This is a genomic window from Tardiphaga sp. (genome assembly GCF_028290785.1).
Taxonomy (GTDB): domain Bacteria; phylum Pseudomonadota; class Alphaproteobacteria; order Rhizobiales; family Xanthobacteraceae; genus Tardiphaga.
This window is the reverse complement of record NZ_JAQGJD010000302.1, coordinates 1-11,438: the sequence shown is the minus strand read 5'-3', so window position 1 is coordinate 11,438 and position 11,438 is coordinate 1. Positions and strand designations below refer to the sequence as shown.

Sequence of the window (11,438 nt, the reverse complement as noted above, 5' to 3'; positions counted from 1 at the left end):
TGTCCGAGATGATCTGGAACGTGCCGGAGATCATCGCCAAGCTGTCGACCCAGGTCGCGCTGGCGGCGGGTGATGTGATCATGACCGGCACACCGGCCGGCGTCGCGGCGCTGCAGCCGGGCGATCGCATCCAATGCGGCATCGACGGCATCGGCACGCTGGCGGTCAGCATAGGGCCGGCGCTGTAACGCCGCTGTTGCGCGCCGCGGTGGCGTGCCCGGCGCAAGGCCGGGCACCAGCTTGTGGTCCGCTCAGTAGCGGTAGTGCTCGGGCTTGTAGGGACCTTCCGTCTTCACGCCGATGTAGTCGGCCTGATCCTTGCGGAGCTCGGTGAGCTTGACGCCGATCTTCGACAGGTGAAGCCGCGCCACCTTCTCGTCGAGCGATTTCGGCAGCACATAGACTTCCTTCTTGTACTTGCCGTCGGCGTTGTTGGCCCACAATTCGATCTGCGCCAGCGTCTGGTTGGTGAACGAGGCCGACATCACGAAGGACGGGTGACCCATCGCGTTGCCGAGGTTCACCAGGCGGCCTTCCGACAGCAGGATCATCCGCTTGCCGTCCGGGAAGGTGATCTCGTCGACCTGCGGCTTGATGTTGTCCCACTTCAGGTTCTTCAGATGCGCGATCTGAATCTCGTTGTCGAAGTGGCCGATGTTGCAGACGATGGCACGATCCTTCATCGCGCGCATGTGCTCGATGGTGATGATGTCCTTGTTGCCGGTGGCGGTGACGAAGATGTCGGCGATCGGCGCCGCCTCTTCCATGGTCACCACCTGGTAGCCTTCCATCGCCGCCTGCAGCGCGCAGATCGGATCGACTTCGGACACCATCACGCGGCAGCCGGCCTGGCGCAGCGACGCGGCCGAGCCCTTGCCGACGTCGCCGAAGCCGGCGACCATCGCGACCTTGCCGGACATCATGACGTCGGTGCCACGGCGAATGCCGTCGACCAGCGATTCACGGCAGCCATAGAGGTTGTCGAACTTCGACTTAGTGACGCTGTCGTTGACGTTGATCGCCGGCCACAGCAGCGTGCCGGCCTTCTGCATGTCGTACAGGCGATGCACGCCCGTGGTGGTCTCTTCCGAGACGCCCTTGATGCTCTCGGCGATTCCCTTGAAGTAGCCCTTCGGCTTTTCCTTAAGCTGCTTCTTGAGCAGCGCGTAGAACACTTCTTCTTCTTCCGATTCCGGCTTGTCGAGGAACGCGGTGTCGCCGTTCTCGGCCTTCAGGCCAAGGTGGACGTACATCGTGGCGTCGCCGCCGTCATCGAGGATCAGGTTGGGATGGCCGCCGCCGTGCCAGTCGAACAGTTTTGCGGTGTAGTCCCAGTACTCGGTCAGCGACTCGCCCTTGATGGCGAACACCGGCACGCCGGCAGCGGCGATCGCGGCAGCGGCATGGTCCTGGGTCGAATAGATGTTGCACGACACCCAGCGCACGTCGGCGCCAAGCGCCACCAGCGTCTCGATCAGCACGCCGGTCTGGATGGTCATGTGCAAGGAGCCTGCGATACGGGCGCCCTTCAGCACCTGCTTCGGTCCGTATTCCTCGCGAGTGGCCATCAGGCCCGGCATTTCCGTCTCGGCGATCGAGAGTTCCTTGCGGCCGAACGGCGCCAGCGCGATGTCCTTGACGATGTAGTCGGTGAAAGTGGTCATATGAATTTTCCTGCGGTCAGAGATGTTTGGCCGGCGCCAGTCGATGCTGCCCTCTCCCCTGGTGGGAGAGGGCAGCGCTGACGATAGTTACGAACTCGGTTGGGTGAGGGGGCTACAGAGCGCAACACTACCCCTCACCCGTCTCGAACACGCTTCGCGTGTTCGATCCACCCTCTCCCACCTAGCGAAGCTTCGCTTCGCGCGGGGGAGAGGGGAAGTAAGAAAGTGAACTAGACGTTGCTCTTCAACGCATCGACGAGGTCGGTCTTCTCCCATGAGAAGCCGCCGTCCGCGTCCGGCGTGCGGCCGAAGTGGCCGTAGGCGGAGGTGCGGGCGTAGATCGGCTTGTTGAGGTCGAGGTGCTTGCGGATGCCACGCGGCGTGAGATCCATCGATACCGCCACGGCCTTCTCGATCACGTCGTCGGCAACCTTGCCGGTGCCGTGGGTATCGACATAGATCGACAGCGGACGCGCCACGCCGATCGCGTAAGCGAGCTGCAGCGTCGCCTTGTCGGCAAGGCCGGCGGCGACGATGTTCTTGGCGACGTAACGCGCAGCATAGGCAGCCGAGCGATCGACCTTGGTGGAATCCTTGCCGGAGAATGCGCCGCCGCCGTGCGGGGCCGCACCGCCGTAGGTATCGACGATGATCTTGCGGCCGGTCAGGCCGGCGTCACCATCGGGACCGCCGATGAAGAACTTGCCGGTCGGGTTGATGTGCCAGATCGTCTTGTCGGAGATCCAGCCGTCCGGCAGCGCCTTGCGGACGTAGGGCTCGACGCAGTCACGCACCTGCTGCGAGGTCATGTCTTCCACCAGATGCTGGTGCGAGACGACGATCTCGCGCACGCCGACTGGCTTGCCGTTCTCGTACTGCACGGTTACCTGGCTCTTGGAGTCCGGACCGAGCACCTTTTCGATGCCGGCGTGACGGGCTTCCGAGATCAGGCGCAGGATCTTGTGCGCATAGAAGATCGGGGCCGGCATCAGCTCGGCGGTTTCGTTGGTGGCGTAGCCGAACATGATGCCCTGATCACCGGCACCCTCTTCCTTGTTGGTACCGGGCTGCAGTGCGTCAACGCCCTGCGCGATGTCGGCCGACTGCGGATGCAGCAGAATCTCGATATCGGCGGTCTTCCAGTGGAAGCCTTCCTGCTCGTAGCCGATGTCCTTGATGGCAGCCCGCACGACGGCCTCGATGTCGTCGTTGGTAACGGAGGCGGGACCGCGGGTCTCGCCGGCGATCACGACCTTGTTGGTGGTGGCCAGCGTTTCGCAAGCGGCCCGGATTGCCCAGGGGTCCATGCCGGCCTTGGCGCCTTCGCGGAAGAACAGATCGACGATTTCATCGGAGATCCGGTCGCAGACCTTGTCGGGATGACCTTCGGAAACCGATTCACTGGTGAACAGATAAGACGCGCGCATCAACTAAACCCCTTTGTTCCGCCATGCATCGGCGGCCGTTGGTCAGATTGTCAGTCGCGACGCCGCGAGATGACGTATGATTCATCGTAGAACCAGAGCCCGTTATGCTTGCGCAGAACCTCTCGGGTGGCATCCAGGTAGCGCCCGCTCTGGGTCACTTCCGTCAAACGGTCATCCTCGATCTGGGCCACATAGACCGCCGCGTTCCATGCTGCGAATGCCGTCGATGTTCCGATCGTCCCGGTGACCTCGTTGGGCAACGCCTCCATGGCGTAGCGGAAGATCGACCGTTGATCGGAATAGGCATTGAAGTTCAGATCGCGGGCGGCGGAGCCCAGTTCGTATTTCACTGCGCGCAATAGCTCATGACGGCTCACAGCGAAAGGGTTTTCTTTGGGCCAGACGGCCTGGACGATCTCCATGCCGGGGTCCTGCCCATGAGAATGGATGCCGATCAGACGACCGCCGGCGCGCAAGGCTTTGGCGAGGGGGGCGATGATTCGCTTGGCGCGGAAGGCGACGGAGGATTTCGCGCGGTAGGGTTGTGAGGCGATGATCAGGTCGAAATTGGCCTCGGTGCGGCCGGCGCGGGGGATGATGGAATCCAGCAAAAACCGGTGGTCCTCGCGGTAGATCACCAGAGCCACCGGGCGCTCATAGGTCGGCATGCCCGAGCGCGGGTTGATGCTGGCGCGCCAGTTATCCTCCAGAAACGGCCCCAATCCGGCGATCTGCGCCTCGAATTCCCCCGACGATGCGCCGCGCAGCGGAACCTCGTGCCAGATCATGCTGGCTGCGGCGGCTGGCGACAACGGCGTCAGCGTCGGCGCCTCCGCGTAGTGCATATTGGTCAGCACGAATACCGTGGCCGGATGCTCGAACAATCGGTCCGGCACCTTGTCGAGCGTCAAACGCACGTCTTCCAGGCTCAATTCCTTGCCTGCGATGTAGAACGGCATGTGCGGGAACCGGCCGTGCATCGAGCGCATCACCCGCGCCAGCACGGTGCCGTCGCCGACCCCGGCGTCGAACACCCGCAAAGCCGGCGGCCGCGGATGGATGCTGGCGAGTTCGAGGCCGACGCGGTCCGCGGTGACCCGTTTCTCGCCGCAAGTATGCACGAACAGCAGGTATTTCTGCCGATTCTCGAAGAATCGAAAGTTGCTGCGCGGGTCGCGGCGCTCGATCGGCGGCTCCAGCCCGCGCGGCGGCGGCACGCCTTCCGGCAGCGACTGGGCGATGAAGGCCTGGATGCGGTCCAGCGTGTCGATGGTGATGCGCTTGCCCTCGCGCAGCCGGGCGACCAGCTTGCCGTCATTGACGGCGCGGCGGCCGAACGTCGATTCCGCCATCCCTGCCTGGCGGCAGAAATCCGTGATTATGGCGAGAATCTGGTCGTTTTTCATGCGCCTAAGTGTCTCTTCCGGCAGCGGTATTCGGGCCCGCCACAGTCCCGCCGCAAGACTTGAAAAATTGTGCGGGAAATTCAGCGGCGCAGAGTGGGCAGATAAATCGTCCCAACGCGTCATACCACGTTCTGCCCACCGATCAAATCCGGGGGGCGGCGACGTCGAGCGTCGTGTGAAAGTCGCGGTGGCCTGCTAGAACGCCGTCACCAAACGCCCCGCTCGAGCCCAGGAAGTTCCATGCATATCGCGATGATCGGCACCGGCTATGTCGGCCTGGTGTCCGGCGCCTGCTTTGCCGATTTCGGACACCACGTCACCTGCGTGGACAAGGACGGCGACAAGATCGCCGCCCTGCAGCAAGGCGAGATCCCGATCTTCGAGCCCGGACTGGACGCGCTGGTGGCCGCCAATGTGAAGGCCGGCCGGCTGCGCTTCACCACCGACCTCGCCGCGCCCGTCGCCGAGGCCGACGCGGTGTTCATCGCGGTCGGCACGCCGTCGCGGCGCGGCGACGGCCACGCGGACCTGTCCTACGTCTACGCCGCCGCGAAAGAGATCGCCGCCGCCCTCGCCGGCTTCACGGTGGTGATCACCAAATCCACCGTGCCGGTCGGCACCGGCGACGAGGTCGAGCGGCTGATCCGCGAGGCCAACCCCGCCGCCGATGTCGCGGTCGCCTCCAATCCGGAATTTCTGCGCGAGGGTGCCGCGATCCGCGACTTCAAGTTTCCTGACCGCATCGTGGTCGGCACCTCCGACGAGCGCGCGCGAAAAGCGATCGGCGAGATTTATAGGCCGCTGTCGCTGAACCAGGCGCCGGTGATGTACACGGCGCGCCGCACCGCCGAGCTGATCAAGTACGCAGCGAACGCCTTCCTCGCTACAAAAATCACCTTCATCAACGAGATCGCCGACCTCGCCGAAAAGGTCGGCGCCGACGTCCAGGACGTGGCGCGCGGCATCGGCATGGACAACCGCATCGGCAGCAAATTCTTGCACGCCGGCCCCGGCTTCGGCGGCTCGTGCTTCCCCAAGGATACCCGCGCGCTGGTCAAGATCGCGCTCGACCACGACGCGCCTTTGCGCATCGTCGAGGCCGTGCTGGGCGTCAACGACAACCGCAAGCGCGCGATGGCGCGCAAGGTCGCGCACGCGCTCGGCGGAAATCTGCGCGGCAAGACCGTGGCGGTGCTCGGCCTGACCTTCAAGCCGGATACCGACGACATGCGCGAGGCGCCGTCGATCCCGCTGATCACCGGCCTGCTCGACATGGGCGCGAAAGTTCGCGCATTCGATCCGGTCGGCATGGAAGCGGCGAAGCGCGAGCTGCCGGACATTGTGTATTGCGACGACGCCTATGATTGCGCTGATGGAGCCGACGCGCTGGTGATCGTCACCGAATGGGTCCAGTTCCGCGCGCTGGATCTGGACCGGCTGAAGGCGGTGATGAAGCAGGCTGTGGTGGTGGATTTGCGAAATGTGTACCGGCCGGAAGAGATGGCGGCGGCGGGGTTTGTGTATGAGGGAGTTGGGCGCGGGAAGGTGTAGATGTACAGATCATCCTAGAAGCCGATGAGGGCTCCTCTCACGGGCGTAAATTCCCTAGCTCGTCGGCGTATTTTTGAGTTCGGCACACTATCCTCAAGCCTCCGACACCCATTTTAGCCCGATCACACCCGCCAGAATGAGCGTGATACACAGCAGCCGTGACGATGAGGCGGATTCGTCGAGCAGCACGATACCCAGAATCGCGGTGCCGGCAGCGCCAATGCCAGTCCAGACCGCATAGGCGGTTCCCATTGGCAATGCCCGGAGCGACAGCGAAAGCAGAATAACACTGGATAGACCGGTCGCGACGGTGAGCGCGCTGGGTACGAACCGCGTGAAACCGTCCGACCATTTCATACAGATAGCGAAAGCGATTTCGAGAAGGCCGGCGATGCCGAGAATAACCCATGACATGGAGGATACTCCGTTCGTTGATTGCCTGCCGCTACGGCCAGACAAGGTTCGGTGAGATCAATCGCCAGCGCGGCGGCGCAAATGCGTCCGCCGCGGGCGTCGATACGGATCAGGCTGTGGCAGCGGCAGCCACTGCGACGGGAGTGGAGCGAAACCCGACGCCGAAGCGGTTGAAAGCATTCATCAAGCCGATCGCATAGCTCAGATCGGCGAGTTCCTTGTCGCTGAATTCGGCGGCGACAGCGTCGTAGTCGGCTTGCGGAATGCCTGTCTCGGCTACGCGGGTCACGGTTTCTGCCCAGGCAAGCGCAGCCTGTTCACGCTGGGTGAACAAGGCCAGCGCGTCGCGCCACACCGGCACCAGGACTAGCTTGTCGGCCGCAACGCCGGATTTGAGCAAGTCGCGCGTATGCATATCGATGCAATAGGCGCAGCCATTGATCTGCGAGACCTTGAGATAGACGAGGTTGATCAATTCAGCGGGAAGGCCGCTTTTCTGAATATAGACATAGACGCCCCCGAATGCCCGGTAACCTTCAGGCGATGCTTTCGCGTAGTCGATACGGTCGCTCATGATGAATTCCTTTCAAGTGTTGGCTGAAGGATTTCATCGTGCGTTATCGTGGCCTATGTCAGAAGGTCCATATTATGGCATACGGACTGGGCCAAGATGATCGCAGTCGATCGCGTCCCACGTCTCTGGACGAATTATCGGCGAAGGTTCACATCAAGGTCAGGATACGCTTGCCGAAGTTCTCGGCGGTGCGCTGTGAATCGATATTCGTAAAATTGAGAAGGAGCGCCGAGGCAGTCTGTTCGCCTGAAATCCAGTCCGTCAGCGCCTCTGCATACAGCCCCTCCTTTCGCATGCGCGCAACAAGCCGACGGTCCGAGCGCTGGCCCTGCAGACGCAGGATCAGGTGCATTCCGCCCGGCTGTGTATCGATCCGCACGTGTTTCCCCAGCACGCCTTCCAGACCGGCTTTTGTCGATTCGCGCCTTTCAGCATAGAGCTTACGCATCCGCTGGATATGGCGGGCAAAGTGGCCTTCGGTGATGAAAGCCGTGACGATCGCCTGTGTCAGTTCCGGACTGCCAGCAGCCAACACCTGACTGATCTGTTCGAAGCGTTCGACCTGCGATATCGGCACGACGAGATAGGCAAGCCTGAGGCTGGGGAACAGCACCTTGCTGAAGGTCCCTGCATACAGAACGCGCCCGTCCCGATCGAGGCTCTTTAATGCGGGCAAAGGACGACTCACATAACGATACTCGCCGTCGTAGTCGTCCTCGACGATCCATGCGCCATTCCGCGTCGCCCAATCCAGCAGCGCCATCCGCCGCGGCAGTGTCAAGGACACGCATAGAGGGCTCTGATGTGCCGGCGTAACCACGGCTGCACGCGCGCGCGGCGCCAACCTGGTGCCATCGGAGACGATCATGCCGTCGCGATCCACCGGGATCGGTACCGTCGCCATGTTCATATGACTCAGGATCTCGCGCGTCGGCGGATAGCCGGGATTCTCGACCCAAACGCGATCGCCGGCCTTCAGCAAGGCATGTCCGATCAGTTCGATGGTGTGGCGATATCCGGACGTGAGAAAGACCTGGGAGGGCGAGCAATCGATCCCGCGCGAGACCTGAAGATACGCAGCGATTTCCGCACGCAGCGGCGGCAGTCCGTAGATCGCAGGATGCACCATGGCGGACGGCTGCATCGCGCGAACGCAGCGTGCGCCGAGGCGAGCCCAGATCTTGCGTGGAAACATATCCAGCGCCGGCAGACCCATTTGAAACGGCAAAATCGTATCCGGGCGAAAGCTCGTCGCAGCGATGCTGCTATCGGGCTGACGGATCGGGATTGCAACGGGAGCCTGCAGCTTGAGCCCCGGCGTTACGATGGTCCCGGCCTGCCCCTTGGCCTGAATATAGCCTTCGGCCGCCAGCAGCGAGTAGGCGGTTTCGATGGTCCCACGTGCCAGCCCAAGCTCCTTGGTTAGAGCCCGCGCGGAAGGAATACGATCGCCTGGCTTTAATGCACCGGCAGCAATCGCCCCGCGAACCCGGTTGTAGATCTGGCGATAGAACGGCTCCGCCGCGGCTGGATCCAGCGGCGAGAACTTGCTGGCCTTCAAAATGGTCATGGCGCCAATTCTGCGGATGCGTTTGCGCGATTATAGCATTAGCCCAAAGGACAATCATGGCCCAGTCACGGTATTGTTTCATGGACCTTGGATGCAGGGCAAGCGGCCTGCATGATCGCGACATCCAGACCGCATTCCACGACATCGAAAGGGACGGACATGAAAATCCTTCATGTGATCTGCAGCCCACGTGCGCGCGATTCCGAGAGCTACGCACTCTCTCGCAAAATCATCGGCTACCTGTTGAAGCGCGATTCATCCGCCACGGTAGTCAATCGCGTGATTGCCGGCGGCGCCTTGCTCCATATCGACGACAGTTACGCGACGGCCCTCGGCGCCACACAAGAATCCTTGGCCGAAACTTGTCCGAACGGATCAATGTCGCAATCCGAAGAACTCATTCAGGAGATCGAGCGTTCGGATTGCGTGGTCATCGCGACGCCAATGCATAACTTTACCGTACCCTCGACGCTGAAGGCCTGGATCGATCACGTCGTGCGGGTCCGTCGCACGTTCCGCGCGACCCCGGATGGTTATGTCGGCCTGCTCCGGGACCGCCCGGTCTTCGTGGCCGTATCGTCAGGCGGACGATTCTTAGGTCCAAGGGCGCGTCAGCCGGATTTTCTAACGCCCTATCTTCGGGCCAGCCTTGGCACCATTGGCCTGCGCGACCTCATCTTCTTTGCCGTCGAAGGCACGGCGCTCGCACCGGATGCTCTGGCTGGCATTAGAGCCAGAACGGATCAAGCGCTTCACAGCTACTTTTCTCAGTTAGACGGTGTGCCGGCACACCGTCACGCGCCGATAGCAGTGTGATCCATGCACCGCGGCGCCCACTTGGACCTCACGAGAAGCTCGCCTTTCAATTGAATGCGGCGGCATCGGAGCACATGAAGCTATCCGACCAGATCGCGGCACATCCAATCACTGGCACATGGCCTAGTGCACAAGGCCGTTCTTGATTCTTACGAATGAAGCGAAGCCGCAATACGTCGAACTTCTTGATGCGAAACAATGAAAGGAATGAACAATGTCGAAACTACTCCCGATGATCACCGCAGCAGCCTTAGCGCTGGGCGCTTCGATCCCTCCCGCGGCCACCCAAGAAGATGCGGATCGACCAAAAGCCGAGATCGATTTTATCAAACTCGACAACGACATCACAGTGCGGCAGATGGTGATACGCAACCCACAGTCAAAAGGCGTGGTGCTTTTACTACACGGTTTTCCCGAAACGCTCCACACATGGGAAGCCGTCGCCGCTTTCCTTTCTGATGAATACGAAGTCCATGCATTCGATTGGCCTGGCTATGGTCTATCCTCACGGCCCTCGACAGACAAATTCTCCTACGCCCCTAGCGATTACGCGCGCGTGCTGAAAGAATATATCGTTAAAGCGCGCATCGACCCGTCGAAGCTCATCATTTATGCGACCGATATTGGGGCGCTGCCCGCTCTCCTCGCGGCGATTGAGGAGCCCGGTATTGCGCGTACGATCCTTGTTGGGGATTTCGCTCCGTTCAACCGCCCTCAGTATATGCATGAGCGCTTGCGCGACCTGAAGGCGCCGGCAACGTCGGAGCAGATCCGTACCCAATATTACCAGAATAGCGGCCAAGTCATCAAGAACGCTTTCAAGGGCGGACTGCCCATCGAAACGCAATTCCCCATCTCAAACACCTTCAAGGAGGATATGCTGAAGGGGTGGATTCAGGGCGCACTTACCTCCGGCGATGCCTTTTATCATTATTATTCACACTTCACGCGTGACGAGGACTACCTCGAGGCCAATATTTCACGGCTCACAACCCCGGTAAAAGTCATCTGGGGTGAGAGGGACATCTACATTGACAAGCAGATGGGCATCGAACTTGCGACGAAAGCAAAGGCCGAATTCACCTTGCTTTCTGGCATTGGTCACTACGCCCATCTCCAGGACCCCAACCGGGTCGCCGCCGAAATTCGCGCCGCAGTTCAATAGAACCCCTCTCGCGACGCCATCCGGAATCAAACAGCGTCATGTGGACAGTTGCCCACATGACGCTGCGATTTATCGATCGCTTTCAACGGGCATGTCGGCTCTGCGAAGCAGCGTAGGCACTGTCAATTCACATCGTGTCCGCTGTGCGCCATAACGGCCGACGCGCTGGTGATCGTCACCGAATGGGTCCAGTTCCGCGCGCTGGATCTGGGCCGGCTGAAGGCTGTGATGGCACAGCCGGTGGTGGTCGATCTGCGCAATGTGTACCGGCCGGAAGAGATGGCGGCGGCGGGGTTTGTGTATGAGGGGGTTGGGCGCGGAAAGGTGTGAGCGATAAGCCACCCAAGGGCTGATTGGGGCCGCTCGCACGCCTGTTGGCACCCCGTCGACTTGGAAGTCCGCCTGCGCCAGAAGCGGACATTTATGCGAAGTCGGCTTTTGACCCAAACCGGAAGTCGCACGCGAGAAGTGGTGCTATAATGGACTGCCAATCCGCTCCCTAGCTAATGCGTCAAGCAATCGAGGAGTGACCCGATGAATCTGCGAAAACTGGATACTTGCCATTTCGTCGCTTCGGTAATTTCCCAATTTACACTTGCTCTGTTGCTCTTGCTGCCGGCAACCGCCGAGCCGGGACAATTCATCGTTAGTCCGGTGGCAGAGAAAAAACTTGGTGAACTACCGCCGGGACCGCTCTACTGGCGGATCGAGAATTTTCCGGCACTCGAGCAGGCGCAACGCGCTGCTGCCGCCAGCCCGACGTCATTGGCCGCGGAGGTCTCGGGCAAGGTATGGCTTTTCACGCTTAGCCCAAAAGGCGGCAAGACCCCCGGCGGTTCCAGCGTCGCTGA

General features: G+C 61.3%; 11 protein-coding genes and 1 pseudogene. 6 read left to right on the top strand and 6 right to left on the bottom strand.

Annotated features, from left to right (window positions below; genetic code table 11):
* Positions 1–188: fumarylacetoacetate hydrolase family protein (locus JWR89_RS18355; RefSeq protein ID WP_299718715.1), on the top strand; the 188-nt coding region annotated here is incomplete at its 5' end.
* Between the two features lie 63 nt (positions 189–251).
* Here the strand turns inward: JWR89_RS18355 and ahcY are convergent.
* The 3 genes from ahcY to JWR89_RS18340 form a co-directional block, all read right to left on the bottom strand.
* Complete coding sequence (gene ahcY, locus JWR89_RS18350) at positions 252–1,664, bottom strand: adenosylhomocysteinase (RefSeq protein WP_299718713.1); 1,413 nt, start codon at positions 1,662–1,664, stop codon at positions 252–254.
* Between the two features lie 230 nt (positions 1,665–1,894).
* Entirely contained in the window at positions 1,895–3,091 is a 1,197-nt protein-coding gene (gene metK / locus JWR89_RS18345; protein WP_299718711.1) for a methionine adenosyltransferase, read from the bottom strand.
* Positions 3,092–3,141: 50 nt separating this feature from the next.
* The gene (locus tag JWR89_RS18340; RefSeq protein ID WP_299718709.1) at positions 3,142–4,497 is read right to left on the bottom strand and encodes a hypothetical protein; all 1,356 of its coding nucleotides are present in this window, start codon (positions 4,495–4,497) and stop codon (positions 3,142–3,144) included.
* 240 nt (positions 4,498–4,737) lie between these two features.
* On the opposite strand from JWR89_RS18340, the gene JWR89_RS18335 reads away from it, so the two are divergent.
* Entirely contained in the window at positions 4,738–6,048 is a 1,311-nt protein-coding gene (locus JWR89_RS18335; protein ID WP_299718707.1) for a UDP-glucose/GDP-mannose dehydrogenase family protein, read from the top strand.
* Between the two features lie 93 nt (positions 6,049–6,141).
* Here JWR89_RS18335 and JWR89_RS18330 read toward each other — a convergent pair whose 3' ends face one another.
* From JWR89_RS18330 to JWR89_RS18320, 3 genes are all read right to left on the bottom strand, one after another.
* A complete protein-coding gene (locus JWR89_RS18330; RefSeq protein WP_299718705.1) occupies positions 6,142–6,462 on the bottom strand; it encodes a multidrug efflux SMR transporter in 321 nt (106 codons plus the stop codon).
* 109 nt (positions 6,463–6,571) lie between these two features.
* Positions 6,572–7,036 carry a carboxymuconolactone decarboxylase family protein gene (locus tag JWR89_RS18325; RefSeq protein ID WP_299718703.1) on the bottom strand — a complete coding sequence of 155 codons (465 nt, stop codon included), beginning with the start codon at positions 7,034–7,036 and terminating at the stop codon, positions 6,572–6,574.
* 148 nt (positions 7,037–7,184) lie between these two features.
* The gene (locus JWR89_RS18320; RefSeq protein WP_299718700.1) at positions 7,185–8,606 is read right to left on the bottom strand and encodes a PLP-dependent aminotransferase family protein; all 1,422 of its coding nucleotides are present in this window, start codon (positions 8,604–8,606) and stop codon (positions 7,185–7,187) included.
* 159 nt (positions 8,607–8,765) lie between these two features.
* Between JWR89_RS18320 and JWR89_RS18315 the strand changes: the two genes are divergently transcribed.
* The 4 genes and pseudogenes from JWR89_RS18315 to JWR89_RS18300 form a co-directional block, all read left to right on the top strand.
* A complete protein-coding gene (locus tag JWR89_RS18315) occupies positions 8,766–9,422 on the top strand; it encodes an NAD(P)H-dependent oxidoreductase (RefSeq protein WP_299718698.1) in 657 nt (218 codons plus the stop codon).
* 214 nt (positions 9,423–9,636) lie between these two features.
* A complete protein-coding gene (locus JWR89_RS18310; RefSeq protein ID WP_299718696.1) occupies positions 9,637–10,587 on the top strand; it encodes an alpha/beta hydrolase in 951 nt (316 codons plus the stop codon).
* A 75-nt stretch (positions 10,588–10,662) separates the two neighbouring features.
* Entirely contained in the window at positions 10,663–10,917 is a 255-nt protein-coding gene (locus JWR89_RS18305; RefSeq protein ID WP_366143000.1) for a UDP binding domain-containing protein, read from the top strand.
* Between the two features lie 204 nt (positions 10,918–11,121).
* A pseudogene (locus JWR89_RS18300) lies at positions 11,122–11,438 on the top strand (cupin domain-containing protein); the annotation flags it as partial.